This window comes from Winogradskyella sp. PC-19 (assembly GCF_002163855.1).
Classification (GTDB): Bacteria; Bacteroidota; Bacteroidia; order Flavobacteriales; family Flavobacteriaceae; genus Winogradskyella.
In genome coordinates this window covers 1-18715 of the sequence record NZ_CP019332.1, presented here as the reverse complement: position 1 = coordinate 18715, position 18715 = coordinate 1, and the positions used below count along the sequence as shown (strand labels likewise).

General features: G+C 32.7%; 20 protein-coding genes. 15 read left to right on the top strand and 5 right to left on the bottom strand.

Translation table 11 applies throughout. The features are described 5' to 3' along the window. Nucleotides 1-11: 11 nt before the first annotated feature. The gene (locus BTO05_RS00095; RefSeq protein WP_087490701.1) at nucleotides 12-725 is read left to right on the top strand and encodes an SAM-dependent methyltransferase; all 714 of its coding nucleotides are present in this window, start codon (nucleotides 12-14) and stop codon (nucleotides 723-725) included. Here BTO05_RS00095 and BTO05_RS00090 read toward each other — a convergent pair. The 5 genes from BTO05_RS00090 to dapF all read right to left on the bottom strand — a co-directional run bounded on the left by BTO05_RS00090 (nucleotide 722) and on the right by dapF (nucleotide 4741). After that, nucleotides 722-1381 (bottom strand): peptidoglycan-binding protein LysM, encoded by a 660-nt coding sequence (locus tag BTO05_RS00090; protein ID WP_087490700.1) that lies wholly within the window; start codon nucleotides 1379-1381, stop codon nucleotides 722-724. The genes BTO05_RS00095 and BTO05_RS00090 overlap by 4 nt on opposite strands. Before the next feature lie 105 nt (nucleotides 1382-1486). Next, nucleotides 1487-2392, bottom strand: coding sequence for a DUF2279 domain-containing protein (locus BTO05_RS00085; protein WP_087490699.1), 906 nt, complete (start codon nucleotides 2390-2392; stop codon nucleotides 1487-1489). 3 nt (nucleotides 2393-2395) lie between these two features. Further along, a complete protein-coding gene (gene mltG, locus BTO05_RS00080) occupies nucleotides 2396-3439 on the bottom strand; it encodes an endolytic transglycosylase MltG (protein ID WP_087490698.1) in 1044 nt (347 codons plus the stop codon). A 1-nt stretch (nucleotide 3440) separates the two neighbouring features. Beyond that, nucleotides 3441-3965: a GNAT family N-acetyltransferase gene (locus BTO05_RS00075; protein ID WP_087490697.1), complete on the bottom strand. Its 525-nt coding sequence runs from the start codon at nucleotides 3963-3965 to the stop codon at nucleotides 3441-3443. After that, the gene (dapF, locus tag BTO05_RS00070; RefSeq protein ID WP_087490696.1) at nucleotides 3959-4741 is read right to left on the bottom strand and encodes a diaminopimelate epimerase; all 783 of its coding nucleotides are present in this window, start codon (nucleotides 4739-4741) and stop codon (nucleotides 3959-3961) included. Before dapF ends, BTO05_RS00075 begins: the two co-directional genes overlap by 7 nt. 124 nt (nucleotides 4742-4865) lie before the next feature. On the opposite strand from dapF, the gene BTO05_RS00065 reads away from it, so the two are divergent. The 14 genes from BTO05_RS00065 to BTO05_RS00005 all read left to right on the top strand — a co-directional run bounded on the left by BTO05_RS00065 (nucleotide 4866) and on the right by BTO05_RS00005 (nucleotide 18677). Continuing rightward, on the top strand, nucleotides 4866-6281 hold the full coding sequence (locus BTO05_RS00065; RefSeq protein ID WP_087490695.1) for a S1C family serine protease: 1416 nt from the start codon (nucleotides 4866-4868) through the stop codon (nucleotides 6279-6281). A gap of 176 nt (nucleotides 6282-6457) precedes the next feature. Continuing rightward, complete coding sequence (locus tag BTO05_RS00060) at nucleotides 6458-7906, top strand: glyceraldehyde-3-phosphate dehydrogenase (protein ID WP_087490694.1); 1449 nt, start codon at nucleotides 6458-6460, stop codon at nucleotides 7904-7906. 134 nt (nucleotides 7907-8040) lie between these two features. Further along, on the top strand, nucleotides 8041-8661 hold the full coding sequence (locus BTO05_RS00055) for a tRNA (guanine-N1)-methyltransferase (protein WP_232459755.1): 621 nt from the start codon (nucleotides 8041-8043) through the stop codon (nucleotides 8659-8661). Nucleotides 8662-8733: 72 nt separating this feature from the next. Then, the gene (locus BTO05_RS00050; RefSeq protein WP_087490693.1) at nucleotides 8734-9174 is read left to right on the top strand and encodes a GNAT family N-acetyltransferase; all 441 of its coding nucleotides are present in this window, start codon (nucleotides 8734-8736) and stop codon (nucleotides 9172-9174) included. Between the two features lie 2 nt (nucleotides 9175-9176). Continuing rightward, a complete protein-coding gene (locus BTO05_RS00045; RefSeq protein WP_087490692.1) occupies nucleotides 9177-9506 on the top strand; it encodes a DUF2834 domain-containing protein in 330 nt (109 codons plus the stop codon). A 47-nt stretch (nucleotides 9507-9553) separates the two neighbouring features. Then, nucleotides 9554-10231 (top strand): tRNA (guanosine(37)-N1)-methyltransferase TrmD, encoded by a 678-nt coding sequence (gene trmD / locus BTO05_RS00040; protein ID WP_087490691.1) that lies wholly within the window; start codon nucleotides 9554-9556, stop codon nucleotides 10229-10231. Between the two features lie 125 nt (nucleotides 10232-10356). Further along, on the top strand, nucleotides 10357-10707 hold the full coding sequence (rplS, locus tag BTO05_RS00035) for a 50S ribosomal protein L19 (protein ID WP_087490690.1): 351 nt from the start codon (nucleotides 10357-10359) through the stop codon (nucleotides 10705-10707). 648 nt (nucleotides 10708-11355) lie between these two features. Next, nucleotides 11356-11799, top strand: coding sequence for a pentapeptide repeat-containing protein (locus BTO05_RS00030; protein ID WP_232459754.1), 444 nt, complete (start codon nucleotides 11356-11358; stop codon nucleotides 11797-11799). Beyond that, entirely contained in the window at nucleotides 11694-11930 is a 237-nt protein-coding gene (locus tag BTO05_RS14165) for a pentapeptide repeat-containing protein (protein ID WP_232459801.1), read from the top strand. Before BTO05_RS00030 ends, BTO05_RS14165 begins: the two co-directional genes overlap by 106 nt. Nucleotides 11931-12033: 103 nt before the next feature. Then, complete coding sequence (locus BTO05_RS00025; RefSeq protein ID WP_087490689.1) at nucleotides 12034-14253, top strand: NADP-dependent isocitrate dehydrogenase; 2220 nt, start codon at nucleotides 12034-12036, stop codon at nucleotides 14251-14253. 62 nt (nucleotides 14254-14315) lie between these two features. After that, nucleotides 14316-16691 (top strand): TonB-dependent receptor, encoded by a 2376-nt coding sequence (locus tag BTO05_RS00020; protein WP_087490688.1) that lies wholly within the window; start codon nucleotides 14316-14318, stop codon nucleotides 16689-16691. A gap of 1 nt (nucleotide 16692) precedes the next feature. Then, complete coding sequence (locus tag BTO05_RS00015; RefSeq protein WP_087490687.1) at nucleotides 16693-17508, top strand: DUF4249 domain-containing protein; 816 nt, start codon at nucleotides 16693-16695, stop codon at nucleotides 17506-17508. 118 nt (nucleotides 17509-17626) lie between these two features. Beyond that, nucleotides 17627-18448, top strand: coding sequence for an N-acetylmuramic acid 6-phosphate etherase (murQ, locus tag BTO05_RS00010; RefSeq protein ID WP_087490686.1), 822 nt, complete (start codon nucleotides 17627-17629; stop codon nucleotides 18446-18448). Then, on the top strand, nucleotides 18435-18677 hold the full coding sequence (locus BTO05_RS00005) for a DUF6095 family protein (protein ID WP_087490685.1): 243 nt from the start codon (nucleotides 18435-18437) through the stop codon (nucleotides 18675-18677). The genes murQ and BTO05_RS00005 overlap by 14 nt, the downstream gene beginning before the upstream one ends. The last annotated feature ends 38 nt before the right edge of the window (nucleotides 18678-18715 follow it).

Genomic DNA, 18715 nt, shown 5'->3' with positions numbered 1-18715 from the left:
ATATTTGAGTCATGGAAACTAAAGGCAAACTCTATCTCATACCTACTCGACTTGGTGACAATCCACCATTAGAAGTTTTACCACTTTCTATAAAGAAAATTATTGAAGAACTTGACGATTATATCGTTGAAAATGAAAAAACGGCAAGACGTTTTATAAAACGTGTAGTTCCTAATAAACCTCAACCAAGTTTAAAACTTAAGGTTTTAAATAAATATACTCAAGAATCAGAATTACAGTCGTTTTTAAACCCATGTTTAGGAGGTGTTCCTATGGGAATTATCTCTGAAGCTGGTTGTCCAGCGATTGCTGACCCAGGTGCAGACATTGTTAGTATAGCACATGAATTAAACATTAAAGTTGTACCACTTGTTGGTCCTTCATCGATATTACTGGCCTTAATGAGCTCAGGTATGAACGGACAAAGCTTTGCTTTTAATGGGTACTTACCTATTGACAAACAAGAACGCAAACAACAAATTAAAACCTTAGAAAGACGCTCTTTAGAATTAAATCAAGCACAATTGTTTATTGAAACGCCATACAGAAACAATCAAATGTTGGCTGATTTGGCTACAACATTACATCCAAATACAAAAGTGTGCGTAGCTTGTGATCTAACATTGCCAACAGAATTCATAAAAACAAAAACTGCAAAATCCTGGAAATCAAATACAGAAGACTTTCACAAGCGACCTGCAATATTTATTTTACAAAAAGATTAAATAGAAACTTTAGCGCGACGGTCAGGAGTAATAAATGTAGTGTCATAACCCGCAAAGCGTTTCATGTAATAGCGTACTGTAGAACCGTAGCCATCAGCAAAATTTTGAGAACCGTAGCTTCTCAGATATTTCTTTACACTTCCTGGTCCCGCCAAATGAGCAGCTGCTAAAATACCAGACTCTGTAATTAGTACTCCACCTATCTTTTTGCCAACAAAACGCTTTATATCCTTTCTTAGAATCCATTTATTTCGTTTTGTATTAGCGATAAATGCTTTCTCTTGTAAATCTGGTGTTTGCAAGAAAAAGTCAGGATTGTAAATACCAATCATCTCCAAGGTTTCTCTACCAAATTGATATTTGCCTAAATACCCAAAAGTGTTAACCGTAAAATAATTACCCTGAGATTCTTTAAAAGCTAAAGCTTCTTTGAAAGCTTGAAATGATTTTCCTAAATATGGAGTAAATACCTTTTCGTTTTTTGCATCAGGTTTCTTTTCGACCATAGCAATCTCCTTTGGCGCATCAAAATCTAACTCTAGTCCATCTGTGGAATATTGTTCTGGATTAAGAATAGTTGTAGGATAAAGCGCAAGAGCAATAAGAAAACATACTGCAAAAGGCGCTATAACATTAGATACTATTTTTTTGTTCATAACAGTAAATTTTAATAAAACATTAATTATAAACTAGTGCTTTCAAAATTCGCTGCAAAGATACGACAAAATTAACAATACTGAAAATCAACACTTTAAACTCGATTAAAAGTATATATAGTGGGCTTTTACGCCATTTTTTCCGTTAAACTCCAATGTTGGCATTGGCACCTTTACAGTATTAAAAACGCTAAAAAGTGTTTTTAGCAGGTTAGAATTTGTTTTTATTCGTGTTAAATCTATATCAAAACTCATATAAAATTGACGGTACCTGTCTTGGTTTGGGAATACTAAATTATCATCTTTTCCAGTAAGCATACCATCAGCACCATAACCAAATGCAAAATTCAACCAATTGGGAATAAAATCAGTTTTGAGAAAAGAATTTAAATTAAAACTTAACCAATACGTTTGACCATTATAGTCCTTGAGGAATTCTTCTGTAAATCCATTACCAAGCTTATTTGGGTTTAATGGCGCAAAATCCGTTTTACTAAATGAGTATTTCAAAGCTATACGCTGTTCTTTCCATAGTAATTCTTGACCAACATATAATCCTGTTCCGCCAGCATTAGCTAGCATATCGCCCCAAGAAAAACCCCATTCTTCAGAAAAACCATCAAAAACCTCAACTGCCGTTAAAAATGTAAAGCCTAAAGTCGCTCCATAGATTAACTGGTCTTTTCTTGAAACTCCCGTCCAACTTAGTGACTCTGCACCTACTCTTCCTATTTGATATGAAGCATATACGTGACCTAACTTGTCCATCTGTAACCATTGACTATTGTCATTGGTTGTTCTGAATTTTGAACGTTTAAAATCAGCATACCATAACTGGTCCAAACCAATTAAAGTTACTGCAGCCAAGGAAGATTGAGTAATGATTAAGGCATTACGTCTTGATTTATTAAGAGTATCGCTAGGTTTTAAAAACTGATTAATTTTTGATTGCCCGAAAGTTGTAAAAACAACACAAAAACTAATCGATATAAAGATTAAAGATTTTTTCAAAGACTATTTTCTAATACCTTGTTTATCTAAGTATTTATGGTAAGCACGTGCATTATTATTATGTTGACTCAAAGATTTTGCAAATCGATGAAAACCAAACTTTTTGGGGTCTGCAGCAAAATATAAATAATCGTGCTTTTCATAATTTAAAACTGCCTCAATTGCAGATAAATCAGGCATAGTTACTAATCCTGGTGGTAAACCTGCATACTTATATGTATTGTAAGGCGAGTCTATTTCTTTATGCACATTAAGTACACGTCTTATGATTGTGTTTTTATATTTAGGCAATTTATACGCTGCGAATTTTAATGTTGGGTCAGCTTGAAGCGGCATACCAATTTTTAAACGATTAATATAAACACCTGCAACTCGTGGTTGTTCTGTTTTTTGTTTTGATTCTTCATAAACTATTGATGCCAATGCCATTACCTCATCTTTCGAAAAATTAAGTACCTTAGCTTTTGCTAATCTATCAGTGTTCCAGAACCTGCTGTATTCTTTGTACATTCTATCAACAAATTCTTTAGCAGAAATATCCCAAAATACTTGATAGCTATTAGGTAAATACATTCCTAAAGCTGTTTCACTTTTTAACTCTGCTTTAGCAAGAAATTCAGGATTTGTCATTGCTTCTAAAAGACTAAGGCTATCTGCATCTATTTGAGTTGAAATTCGACCAGCTAGGCTTTCAAGAGAATTCTGATTATTAAAAGATAACTTTACAGGAATACTATTACTGCGAATAGAATTTATAATCTCATTGTTATTCATTCCTTTTTTTATCTGATATTTTCCTGACTTAACGTTAGAAACATATTTTTTCTGCTTTGCCAAAGCATCAAATCCATCAATATCATTTAGAAGTGGAATCAATTGTTTTCGTACATCAATATAAGTATCATCCTCTGAAACGAATATATATTTGACATTCTCTTCGAACTTGGTATTTGGGTTAAACATAGCATTATAAAAATAATATGCAATTGCTGCAAAAGCAATTAATCCGATGATTGCAATAGCCCAAAGTATTTTTTTGATGTACATTTTATTTATTTATAAGTTGAAGAAGGTATTCGTTTGTATAACCTTCGTTAGTATAATTCCAATCTTTTTTTAATCCTATTTTTTGAAAGCCTCTACTTTCAAAAAGTGTTAAGCTTGCTGAATTATTCTCAGCAATATTACAATACAATTGTTTTAAGTGTAATTGCTCAAAACAATAATTAATTAACAAAGTCAAAGCTTCTTGCCCGAAGCCTTTACCTCTATTCTCTTCTTCAGTAATTACAATACCAATACCGGCACGTTTATTTTTAAAATCAAAATCAAAAATATCGATTAGTCCTAAAGTCTCATTTTCATAACTCGAAATTACTAGGCGTACTTGTTTGGCTTCATAAATATCTAGATGTGCATTGTCTAAATACTGCTTTACTAAAAACCGAGAATAAGGTCTTTGTGTATGACTTAGGTGCCATATGTTTTCATCATTTTCAATCTTGTAAACAAAATCTAAGTCCTCTGGCTCAAGCGCTCTAAGATAAATATGTTTGCCTTTTAATGTTACCATGAAACTTGTCCTTTAAACACTTGGTTTACTGGCCCGATAAGCCAGACATTACAATAGTCTCCAGTATCAGTAACATCAAAAGCTATATTTAATTCGCCACCTTCTGTCTCTAGAGTAATCTTTTTCGAGATGGTTTTCCCTATTTTGTGCATTGCGATTGCTACTGCAGTTACACCAGTACCACAAGATAAAGTTTCATCTTCAACACCACGCTCATATGTTCTTACAGCAAATTTGCTATCCGAAATCTGATTCACAAAATTAATATTAGAACCAACTTCGTTGTAAGGCGAACCGTATCTTAATCTTTCGCCATTAGATTTTACATCAAACTCTTTTAAATTATTGACCAACTGCACATGATGAGGAGAACCTGTATCAAGAAACGAATGAGAGTCAAATGTATCGATATTAGAAACATCTTTCATTTGTAGACTAACTATGTTTGCATTTACTTCTGCTTTATGCATACCATCAATAGCTTCGAAAGTAGTGGTACTATCAATTACACCAAGAAACTTAGCAAAAGCTGTAATACATCTACCGCCGTTACCACACATGCTGCTCTCGTTGCCATCAGCATTAAAATATACCATTCGAAAATCTACATCAGCATGGTTCTCTAAAAGAATTAATCCATCTGCTCCTATGCCAAAACGTCGGTCGCAGAGTTTGGCAATATTTTTGCCGTTAGTTTTATCAAACGATAACGACCTATTATCGATAATAATAAAGTCATTGCCTGTACCTTGATATTTATAAAAATCTATTATCATAATCAAGCAAATATAAGAATAAAACACCTTAAACCTTGGTGTTAAATCGTAGTTAAAGTTGAATTTAAAAATCAATAATTATATAATTTTAAACGTTAAATAGTAGAACTTAAAACTGAAAAAAATGAAGAAGATTTTGACATTAGTATGCGTTTCGGCATTAGGTGGTCTATTAACCCTTGGTGGTTATAAGCTATTTGTTGAAAAAGACGATACTCAAATTGCCAACACTGAAACAACAACGCAATTACCTGTATACGTACCAACATCTACAAGCAATGCATTGCTGACAAATACTGAACGACCTGATTTAATTACGGCTGCAAACAAAACGATTGATGCTGTTGTACACGTAAAGAATACTCAAATCAATAAGAGACCTCAAACTTGGGGAGATATTTTTAGTAACCGACAAGTTGAGCGTAAACAATTAGCTGGAGCAGGTTCTGGTGTTATCATTTCTCCTGACGGACACATAATTACTAACAACCATGTTATAAAAGGAGCAGTAGAAATTTCTATTACCTTAAATGATAATAAAACGTATATGGCAGAATTAGTCGGTACTGACGCCAAGAATGACATAGCGCTTTTAAAAATTGATACTGAAGATGAATTACCGTTTGTAACTTTTGGAGATTCTGACGCTACACAAATTGGCGAATGGGTTTTAGCGGTTGGAAACCCTTTTAATCTAACATCTACTGTAACTGCAGGTATAATTAGTGCCAAATCTCGTGATTTATCTGGCGGACAATCTTTTATCCAAACAGATGCAGCTGTTAATCCGGGTAATTCTGGTGGTGCCTTAGTTAATGTTAATGGAGAATTAGTTGGAATCAATACCGCTATTTCGTCGCAAACAGGTTCTTATGTAGGCTATTCTTTTGCAGTACCAAGTAATATTGCTAGAAAGATTGTTGAAGATATTATGGAGTTTGGTGATGTACAGGATGTCATTTTAGGAATTTCAGCATTACGAAGAGAAACAAAAGAAGCCAAAGAATTAGGCGTAGATGAAATTCAGGGTGTATATGTAAGTGATGTAGATGAGAAGGCAGGAGCTGGTATTGCTGGGATAAAATCTGGTGATATTATTAAGAAATTGGATAATATTGAGATTAACAAATTTTCAGAATTATCTGGATATATAAAGACTAAAAGCGTTGATGATATCGTTAATGTTGAAATTTTACGTGGAAACGAATTAAAAACAATCCCTGTTACACTTACAAAAAGAGAGGAATTATACCTTGAGTTTATGAATATGCAGTTTGGAGAAATCCCTAATGCAGCAAAGAAAAAGTTTCCTCAACTTGATGCAGGTGTTATGATTTATAAAAACTCCAACAGATATTTTTATGAAGAAGTTGGATTAAGAGAAGGGCATATAATCACAGCTATAAATGGTAAAGTATTGAAATCCATTGATGACTTAAATACTTTTAAAGAAAAATATGGTAATGATTTTTCTAAAGAAATTAAAAGCCTTGAATTTTTAGACAGAGGCTTAAATAGAAGAGAGATAATCTTTAAATAAAATACTCAAAACACAAATAAATTAAACCCTTTAGAAGTCCAAATTCTGAAGGGTTTTTATTTTTTTTAAAACACGCTACGAAAACGTTTGAAATATAGTATTTTTGCCGAAAATTTGGAGGCAGTTTTGGTTAATCTCAAAACTTTTGCATTAAAAGACAACTAACACACAACACAATGCCCGTAAAAGACACTTACGAAAAAGAATTAGCTTTTCAAGCAGACAGACGTCGTGCTACTGTAGAATTTATCAAAATTCTTAATGACTTATGGTATGAGAAATCTATTGAATTAGTGATTTTCAGAAACCCACTTATCGACAGAACTGTCAGTGATATCTTAAATTTACATGAGTATGCTGGTGAGTTCGTACAGAAACCTATTTCAATCTTTGATTCTGTAGAAATTGCTAAAGCTATAAACCAGTTAGATTTACCACCTTCAAAATTAGATATTGGTAAACTAACTTATGAGTATCATTTAGAAGATGAAAAGCATAGTAATGCTTTAAGTTTTGTAGCTAACAAACTAAAAAATGCCGAAGACAGTAACGGTATTAAACCAAAAGACGTTGTGCTTTATGGCTTTGGTCGTATTGGACGTTTGGTAGCCAGAGAGTTAATGACAAAAACTGGAAAAGGTAGTCAAATGCGCTTAAGAGCTATAGTAACACGTGGTGCAATTGACGCTACAGTTTTAGAAAAGAGAGCTTCACTTTTAAGAAATGATTCTGTACATGGTGACTTTTCTGGTACTGTATCTGTTGACGTAAAAAACGAAGCCCTAATTATTAATGGAACCACTGTAAATATAATTTCTGCAAAAGGACCAGAAGAAATAGATTACACGAAGTACGGCATTAATGACGCATTAGTTATTGATAATACAGGTGCCTTTAGAGATAAAGAAGCCTTAAGCAGACATCTAAAAGCTAAAGGCGCATCAAAAGTTTTATTAACTGCACCTGGAAAAGGTATTCCAAATATTGTACATGGTGTTAATCACTTAGAACACAATCCTGATAAAGTAAAAATCTTTTCGGCAGCTTCTTGTACAACTAATGCTATTACACCAATTTTAAAAGCTATTGAAGATTCTTATGGTGTAAAAACTGGTCATTTAGAGACAATTCACGCTTATACTAATGACCAGAACTTAGTAGACAACTATCATAATAAATATAGAAGAGGTCGAGCAGCAGGACTAAATATGGTAATTACTGAAACTGGTGCAGGAAAAGCAGTTAGTAAAGCATTACCGTCTTTAGAAGGAAAATTAACATCAAATGCGATTAGAGTTCCTGTTCCTAACGGGTCATTAGCTATCTTGAATCTAGAGTTAGACAGAAAAACTTCTGTTGATGCTATGAATACTTTAATGAAAAAGTATGCTCTTGAAGGTGATTTGGTGGAGCAAATAAAGTACGAAATGAGTGACGAGCTTGTATCTAGTGATATTGTTGGCAGCTCTGCCCCTTCAATTTATGATAGTAAAGCGACGATTGTAAGAGCCGACGGCAAAAATGCTGTGCTTTATATTTGGTATGACAATGAATATGGTTATAGCCATCAAGTGATTCGCTTAGCCAAATATGTATCAAAAGTAAGACGCTATACATATTACTAAATCAAAAAATCTAAAATATACTTTTTGACGTATATCAATAGCCTTACAAATTGTAAGGCTATTTGTTTATACAAACTAAAGAAATAATGTTAAAATCCCTATATTGGACACGCCTTAACCTAACACAATTAAAAATGAAAAACATAACCAAACCATTACTTTTACTAGCATTATCACTAAGCTTTACATTCTCAATAGCACAGACAACAACTGAAGACGAAGACCTATCATTAGATAGCGGAACAATTGACAGTCAGTTTGAATATATATTTCGTAAATCAGGAAACTTTAAAGGCACCAACGGACAGAAGTATGAAGCTGTAAAATACAGTTCACTTCTAACCTTAAAGGCTCATGTTTTAGATTCATTGAAAACTACGTATGCAAAATTAGATAGCTCTGAAAAGAGAGTTACTAGTCAAGCAAAAGAAATTGAGTCTTTGAAATCTAAGTTAGGTAACACTCAAACTGAACTTACAAATACTAATGCCGAGAAAGATAGCATGTCGTTATTTGGTATTCAGATGAGTAAAACAGGTTATAATGTTTTAATGTGGAGTATTATCGCTGGCTTATTAGCTTTAGCTTTGTTTTTCCTTTTTCGTTTTAAAAGCAGTAATTCTTCTACAAAAGCAGCTAAACAAAAACTTGAAGAAGTCGAAACAGAATTTGAAGAGCATCGACGCATCGCATTAGAACGTGAACAGAAAGTAAGACGTCAATTACAAGACGAAATAAATAAAAACAAGTCTTAAAACTAATTGTATAAGTCAAAAATCCGTAATTTGGTTGCTAAGCTTATCTAAGCACTATTTTACGGATTTTTTATGACCATAATCAAAGCAACAAAAAATCATCTTAAAGACCTAATACCACTATTTGATGGTTACCGAAGATTTTATAAACAAGAAAGTGATTTAATCAAAATCAAGCAATTTTTATCGGAACGTTTAATAAATAAGGATTCCATAATTTTTATAGCTTATTTAGAAGATAAGGCTGTGGGGTTTACTCAACTTTATAATTTATTCTCTTCCGTATCAATGGAGCGTATGTATTTACTTAACGATTTATACGTCGTTACTGATTTTCGCGGTAAAGGTATCGGCGAAGCTTTAATAGATAAGACTAAAGCGCAATGTATTTCCGAAAATCAAAAAGGTATTGCAATACAAACTGCATCAGATAATCCAGCACAACATTTATATCAACGCTTGGATTTTAATCCAGACCCAGACTTACACTTCTTTTGGACTAATCCTAAATAACCATGAAATTTAAATACATTTACCTTATTCTAGCTTTAATAGGACTATGTGCGACATGGTATTTTAATATTCAATTTTATTTGAATGCAGAAGACGCATCTATTGGAAATTTTATAGCAGAAACTAACCTAAGTTTCCCTGCGAAATCAATAAGTGCAGATATTTCGGTTGTTGTTCTTACTTTTTTAATTTGGATGGTGTATGAAAGTCGAAAACTAAAAATAAAGCATTGCTGGATTATTATTCCACTTACATTTTTAGTTGCTATAGCGTTTAGCTTCCCTTTATTCTTATACATGCGAGCAAATCGTTTAGAGAAAGTGAATATCTAACTTACTCTCTCATTTCTTATCTCCAAGAATAATCGCATCTTTGCAAAATGCGCATAGATATCATTACCGTTTTACCAGAATTACTAAGAAGTCCATTTGAAGCTTCTATATTAAAACGTGCCATTGAAGCTGGCTTGGTCGAAGTCCATTTTCATAATCTCAGAGATTATACTAAAGGCAGTTACAAAGCTGTAGACGACACGCAATTTGGTGGTGGAGCTGGTATGGTCATGCTTATTGAGCCGATTGATAAATGCATTACAAAACTTCAGTCAGAACGTGACTACGATGAGGTTATATACATGACACCAGATGGTGAGAGACTTAATCAGAGTATCGCTAACCAAACATCTTTAAAAGAAAATATTATTATTCTTTGTGGGCATTATAAAGGTGTAGATCAGCGTGTAAGAGACAAGTTTATAACACGAGAAATCTCTATTGGCGATTATGTACTTTCTGGTGGAGAACTTGGTGCAGCTGTGCTTTGCGATTCTATAATAAGATTGATTCCTGGAGTTTTAGGTAATGAAACATCAGCACTTACAGATAGTTTTCAAGATAATTTATTAGCACCTCCTATTTACACAAGACCACGAGAGTATGATGGTATGAAAGTCCCTGAAGTATTATTTAGTGGTAATTTTGCTGAAATCGAAAAATGGCGCGAAGAGCAAGCTTACGAACGCACAAAAGAAAGACGCCCAGACTTACTGGAAGACTAGATAAAAACTTTTTACTTTTAGCTTTCTACTTTACACTTTTTAATTATCTTTGCACCCAATTTTGGATTAACCTCTGGCGAAAATCGCGAATGTTGATTTGAATTAACCATAACAAACAAAATAGCATGGAGTCTTTAATTAAATATGTACAAGACGAATTTGTAACAAGAAAAGATTTACCTGAATTTAGCGCTGGTGATACAATAACCGTATACTACGAAATTAAAGAAGGTAGCAAAACACGTACACAGTTTTTTAGAGGTGTAGTTCTACAACGTAAAGGAACAGGAACTTCTGAAACATTTACTATCCGTAAAATGTCTGGTACAATTGGAGTAGAGCGTATTTTTCCAGTAAACTTACCTGCACTACAAAAAATTGAAGTTAACAAAAAAGGTAAAGTACGTAGAGCTCGTATATTCTACTTTAGAGGACTTACTGGTAAGAAAGCAAGAATTAAAGAAGTTAGAAAATAAGACTTTAATTAAGCTAACAATATTTTAAAGCCCTGAGGAATCAGGGCTTTTTTGTGTTATGAACTTTTGTTAATAACTACGGTTTATAAAATGTGAATATCTACCTAGCTAAAAAATTTGGAATTCTTAACATAAAACCTAAATTAGCTAAACAATTAACAACAAACCTAGTTTGGTTTTGAATTTAATTTCGGATTAATGTTAATTTTTTGCAAAGATTCAATCTTTGTGTAATGAGATTTTTTCAGTTGCGTAATAAACTGTGTATGCAGAGTATAAAACAACTAGCTTAAAACATAGAAGCGACTTAGGTTACTGAAATGGGCTAAGATTTAGGTTCCGAAAAGTAGAAACTACTTGTAGTTACGAAAAATAAGAACAGTACGTATAAACACAACCACTACGAAAGTAAGGGTCCGTGATAAAGCGAATTAAAAAATCTCTTGAAATGTGAATTAACAGGTCAATACATTTTGAAAGTTATGAAGCATTTCATGGAAACAGAACTACTTGAACTGAAAAAGATGAGGGTTTTACCTATCAACTGAGTTAGTGAAAACTAAATAGGTTAAGTAAAGTAAGTTTCTGAAAAGCCATGTCACACCAGCTTTGCTGGATGATATGGCTTTTTGTTTTTATATTAGCTTAATGAACCTTCCCTTTATAAACAGTCAAACATATCGACAAAAAGACTATACCGCTTCTATTCTACCAAAAGGAGAGTATGACAGCTGTAAATTTGTAAGTTGTAATTTTGAAAACTCTGATATCTCAAATAATGTATTTTTAGAATGTGAGTTTATAGATTGTAATTTTAGCAATGCCAATGTAATGCATACCCAGTTTAAAGACATTGAATTCAAACAATGTAAATTAGTGGGTGTTCAGTTTAATAATTCTAATGATTTTCTTAGGAATTTTAACTTTACAGATTGTATTATGGATTTTTCTGCCTTTACAGACATCAAAATTGACGGTACTTTTTTATTTTATGCAAACTTGTTGGTGCAGATTTCACAGATGCTCAAGCAAAAAAAGTCTTATTCAAGGATTGTGATTTGCAAGACGCAATCTTTTCGAATACAAACTTAGAACAAGCAAATTTTATATCTGCATACAATTTCAATATTATACCTTCACCCAATCAATTAAAAAAGGCTCTGTTTTCTAGAGATAATCTTTCAGGATTACTTCAGTATACAGGAATTATAATAAAATCATAATTTTATAATTACCATATAATCAGGCTTTATTCAAAGGTTAAGATTTTGTATATTTGCTCGGCTAAAAAATAGCCTTTTATATATTAAAACTGCACATATAGACATGACAAAACCTTCTACTATTTTTTATACGCTAACAGATGAAGCACCTGCTTTGGCAACTCGTTCATTCTTACCTATTGTAAAAGCTTTTACAAAATCATCAAATGTAAATATAGAAACTAAAGATATATCGCTAGCTGCGCGTATACTTTCTGCGTTTTCAGATTATTTGACTGAAGAGCAACGTGTATCTGATGCCCTAGCAGAACTTGGAGAGCTTGTAAAGAAACCAGAGGCTAATGTCATTAAATTGCCTAATATTAGTGCATCAATTCCTCAACTAACAAATGCTATTGAAGAGTTACAAGCAAAAGGATATGCCTTACCTGATTATCCAGATGAGCCAGAAAATGATGATGAAAAAGCGATAAAATCGCGTTACGATAAAATAAAAGGGTCTGCCGTAAATCCTGTATTGAGAGAAGGAAATTCAGACAGACGTGCACCAAAAGCTGTCAAAAATTACGCTAAAAAGAACCCACACAGAATGGGTGCTTGGTCATCTAGTTCAAAAACACATGTAGCAACAATGTCTCAAGGAGATTTTGCTCATAATGAAAAATCTGTAACTATTGATGGTGCAACTAGTGTTAAGATTATTCACACAGATACTAAGGGAACACAAACTATTTTAAAAGATAATTTAGCTTTATTAGATGGCGAAATAATAGATGCCACTAAAATGAGTCAAAAAGCGCTTATTTCTTTTTTAGAAGCGCAAGTAAAAGACGCTAAAGAAAATAATGTGTTATTTTCTTTACACATGAAAGCCACTATGATGAAGGTATCTGACCCTATCATTTTCGGTCATGCTGTACGTGTATTCTTTAAATCGTTATTTGAAAAACATACAGACACATTTGAAGAAATTGGCGTAGACGTTAATAACGGCTTTGGAAATTTAGTTGAAAAATTAGAAGAATTATCTGATGCTAAGCGTCAAGAAATAGAATCAGATATTACATCTGCCCTAGAGAATGGACCTGACTTAGCTATGGTAAACTCTGATAAAGGGATTACAAATTTACACGTGCCAAGTGACGTAATTATTGATGCATCTATGCCAGCAATGATTCGTACGTCTGGTCAAATGTGGAATGCCGAAGGTAACCAACAGGATACCAAAGCCGTAATTCCGGATAGTAGTTATGCTGGTATTTACACGGCAACAATCGATTTTTGTAAAAAACATGGTGCTTTTGACCCGACAAAAATGGGAACTGTTCCTAATGTTGGTCTTATGGCTCAGAAAGCAGAAGAATATGGCTCTCATGATAAAACATTTGAAGTTTCTTCGAACGGACAAATTGAAGTGGTTAACGCTTTAGGAACTGTATTAATATCTCATGATATCGAAGTTGGAGATATCTGGCGCATGTGTCAAGTAAAAGATGCACCTGTACAAGACTGGGTTAAACTTGCGGTTACAAGAGCAAGAGCATCTAAAACTCCTGCTATATTTTGGTTAGATGAAAACAGAGCACACGATGCTGAGCTAATTAAAAAAGTAAATAAATACCTTCTAAATCATGATACTGAAGGTTTAGATATTAGAATCTTATCACCGATTAAAGCTACTGAATTTACTCTTGAACGTGTTAAAGACGGAAAAGATACAATCTCCGTAACTGGTAATGTATTGCGTGATTATTTAACTGACCTTTTTCCTATTTTAGAAGTTGGTACAAGTGCAAAGATGTTATCTATTGTTCCATTAATGAACGGTGGTGGTCTTTTTGAAACAGGTGCCGGTGGTTCTGCTCCAAAACACGTACAACAGTTTGTTTCAGAAAACCATTTACGCTGGGATTCACTTGGTGAATTTTTGGCATTAGCTGTATCATTAGACCATTATGCAGATTATACGAGTAATGAGAAAGCAAGAGTTCTTGGTGAGACATTAGATGATGCTACAGAAAAGTTGTTACAAAACAAAAAAGGACCTTCTCGTAAAGTGAATGAATTAGATAATAGAGGAAGTCATTTTTATTTAGCGCTATACTGGGCAGAGGCATTAGCCAATCAAAATAAGAATGAAGATTTAAAGCATGAGTTTGCTAATGTATTCAAAAATCTTCAGTCCAAAGAAACAGATATCTTGAAAGAGTTAACGAATATACAAGGTGTATCAGTCGATATTGATGGCTATTATTTACCTAACGAAATATTGACAAGTAATTCAATGCGACCGAGTCAAACTCTCAATAGCATTCTCAATTAAACTTAAGTTAAAAAAGCCTCATGTAAAATGAGGCTTTTTTATTTTTACATAAAAAGAAATTAATGAGAAAGTTCCTACTTGGAAGTACTGTCTATATACTGATGTTTACATCTATAATTTCTGCCCAAAATAAGTATACACTTAGCGGAATAATCACAGATAATAATACCACCGAAACTCTGATTGGGGTAAATATCATTATTCCTGAATTAAAAAACGGTACGGTTACTAATGAATATGGCTTTTATTCTATTACACTAGATGAAGGCACTTATAAATTACAAATCAGTTATCTAGGTTTCAAAACCATTACGCAAATCTTAGAATTAAATGCTGACAAAACACTCAATTTTAAACTTGAAGAATCAGCAGAACGCTTAAATCAAATTATTATCACCGAAGATGTAGAAAAACTCAACATTCGAAAACCCCAGATGAGTGTAAATAGCTTATCTATAAAAACCATTAAACAACTTCCTGTAGTTTTGGGGGAAGTAGATGTCATTAAGTCTATAACCTTGCTTCCTGGTGTAACTAATGCGGGAGAAGGTTCATCAGGTTTTAATGTTCGAGGTGGTTCTGCAGATCAGAATTTAATTCTTTTAGATGAAGCTACTATTTTTAACACTTCTCACCTATTCGGCTTCTTTTCTGTATTTAATCCAGACGCAATAAAAGACATTAAACTCTATAAAGGTGGCATACCTGCGAAATATGGTGGACGTGTGTCTTCTGTTTTAGATATTTATCAAAAAGAAGGTAATAATGAAGAGTTTCATCTAAACGGTGGTATTGGTTTAGTTTCTAGTCGTCTTTTAGCTGAAGGTCCAATAAAAAAAGGTAAAGGTTCTTTTCTACTTGGAGGACGTAGTAGTTATGCTCACTTATTTTTACCATTGTTTGATTTAGACAATATTGCATACTTCTATGATCTAAACACAAAACTTAGTTATCGCTTAAATGCAAAAAATAGTATTTATCTCTCAGGTTATTTTGGTAGAGATGTTTTTAGTCTCGGTGATTCGTTTACAAACACTTACGGAAATACAGTATTAAATTTTAGATGGAATCATTTATTTTCAGATAAATTATTTTCAAATTTCTCAGCAATATATTCAGATTACTTCTATGGACTCACATTAGATTTTGTAGGTTTTGATTGGGAATCCGGTATTACTAATTTTAATGTGAAATATGATTTAAAACATTACATAAGTGACACCTTCAAACTAGAATATGGTCTAAATAGTATTTACTATAAATTCAACCCTGGAGAAATTCAGCCAATTGATGATAATTCAGGAATAAATCCTGATAAACTTATAGATAAATATGCCTTTGAAAATGCTATATATATAGATGCTGAACATAAAATTTCTGATAAACTATCATTGTCTTACGGTACTCGATTAAGTACATTTCATAGATTAGGCCAAGACGAACTTAATGTTTACCAGGATAACAATCCTCTAATATTCAATAATGACTTACAGGTTTATGAAATGGCGGAGCCAATTGGAAAAGAGTCCTTTAGGAGAAGTGATGTATTAGAATCATTTACGAATATCGAACCAAGGGCATCCTTAGCATATCAGCTCAATCCATCATCTTCTGTTAAGGCAAGTTATAACAGGATGTCACAGTATTTACATTTATTATCTAACACAAGTTCTCCGACACCTTTAGATGTCTGGGCTCCAAGTGGGAGATTCATCGAACCACAAATTTTAGATCAATTCGCAATAGGATATTTTAAAAGTTTTAAAGATAATGCATATTCATTAGAGGTTGAAACATTTTATAAAACCATACAAAATCGAATAGATTATATAGATAGTGCAAACTTAATCGCAAACGATGCTATAGAACAAGTTGTTTTGAACGGAGAAGCTAGAGCATATGGTTTAGAAATTTTATTGAGAAAAAATGAAGGTCGTTTTAAAGGTTGGTTAGCCTATACACTTTCAAAATCAGAACAGCGTACACCGGGAAGAACAGCACAAGAAACCGGAATTAATAATGGTCAGTGGTACAATACACCTTGGGATAAAACGCATGATATCACATTAACAGGTACATATGAACTCAATAAAAAATGGAGTATTAATAGTAATTTTTTATTTCAAACAGGTATTCCTGCAACCTTTCCTAATGGCCAATACCAGTTTAATGGTATAACTGTACCAGTATATGAAGCGCGTAACTCTAGTCGACTAACCAATTATCACAGAATGGATTTATCGGTGAATTATAATCCTAGACCAGATTCTCAAAAAAGATTAAAGGGACAATGGGTTTTTAGTTTATATAATATTTATAATCGTAGAAATGCAGCAAACATTACTTTCAGAGAAAATCGAATGGACGGAAGAAATGAAGCCACTAGACTAGCAATATTTGGTATTGTGCCTGCAGTAACCTATAATTTTCAATTTTAATATGAAAAAAAGTATCCTAATATTTGTTCTTACACTAACATTCGTTTCTTGTGAAGATGTTATCGAAGTAGATTTAAACGAAGCGCCACCTAAATTAGTTATTGACGCAGGCATTGATTGGTTTAAAAACACAACAGGAAATGAGCAAAATATAAAATTATCATTGACAGCGCCTTTTTTCGATGATGGTGTAGAACCAGCAAATAATGGAATTGTTTCTATATCAGACACAAACGGAAATACGTTTGAATTCATTGAAGATGGTAATTCTGGTATCTACATAAATTCGAATTTTATTCCAGTAATAGATGAAACTTACACACTTTCCGTAATCTATGGAAATGAATTATATACCGCAACAGAAACATTAAAACCAGTCGTACCTATAGATTTTATTGAGCAAAAAGATGATGGAGGCTTTTTAGGTGAAGATATTGAACTCAAAGCCTTTTATACAGATCCTGCAAATATTGAGAATTTCTATTTTTTTGAATTCTTAAGTGATATTCCACAAATACCAACTTTAGAGGTCTATGAAGATAGATTTACCGATGGAAATCAAATTTTCGGGTTTTATACTGAAGAAGATTTGGAAGCTGGTGATCAAGTTACCATTAGAAATTATGGTGTTTCTGATCGCTTTTATCAGTTTATGTTTACGCTTTTACAACAAGGTAGCGAAGAAGGTGGAGGTCCATTTGAAACACAGCCAGCAACAGTTCGCGGTAATTGTATAAATCAATCCAATCCAGATAATTTCCCATTTGGATATTTTAGATTGTCCGAAGTTGATGAAGTTATTTATACTATTCAATAGTTCTACTATTTATTCGTTATTAAGACTAAAATACTTTCTTACATTATACTCTATATCTTTTACTAAGTAAAAGCTACTGTTTCTAATCAAACGCAAACTAATTCATTATTTTTATACTATGAATTTTGAAAAAACTACAGAAAAAGATTCCCACTACGACAATATAGAAAGCATGACTATTCATGAGATTATTTCAAATATTAATAATGAAGATAAGACTGTACCATTAGCTGTAGAAAAAGCATTACCTCAAATTGAAAAACTTATAGAACAGGTTGTCAATACACTTAAAAATAACGGTCGTATATTTTATATTGGTGCTGGTACTAGTGGTCGCTTAGGTATTTTAGATGCTTCCGAATGTCCACCAACATTTGGAGTATCTCACGATTTAGTTATAGGTTTAATTGCTGGTGGTGATATAGCGATTAGAAAAGCTGTTGAGTTTGCTGAAGACTCAACAAAACAAGGTTGGGAAGATTTAAAGTCATTTAATATTTCTGAAAAAGATATAGTTATTGGTATTGCAGCTTCTGGTACAACTCCATACGTAATTCATGCTCTTAATACTTGTAATTCAAAAAACATAATCACTGGATGCATTACTTGCAATAAAGACAGTCCATTATCTAATGTGGCAAAATATCCAATTGAAGTCATAGTAGGCCCAGAATTTATTACTGGCAGTTCAAGAATGAAAGCAGGTACAGCTCAAAAATTAATTCTTAATATGATTTCTACGACATCTATGATTCAACTGGGTAGAATAAAAGGGAATAAAATGGTGGATATGCAGTTGAGTAATAATAAATTGGTAAATCGTGGAGTTCAAATACTCATAAAAGAACTTAACATTAATAAATCTGAAGCAAAAAAATTACTTAATAAACACGGTAATGTGAGAAATGTAATAAAACACATACAAGATGGAAGAAACTAAAAAAACAGATAAAGAGGTCTTAAGCAAAGGTATTCGTGTAATGCTTATGTGCTTATTTTTAATGTTTACTGGTCCTACAACACTTCACATAGCTTTCTCCAATAAAGAAAAACCCCTTTTTATTCCTCTACTGATACTTGGTGTTTTACTTAGTTTTAGTGCTATAATAGCTCTCTTAAAAGGAATCAATACTATTATGGATAGTATATTTGGAAGTAAAAACAAATAACTTTTATTATTTATTTTTAGTTAAACTAAGAGAATCAT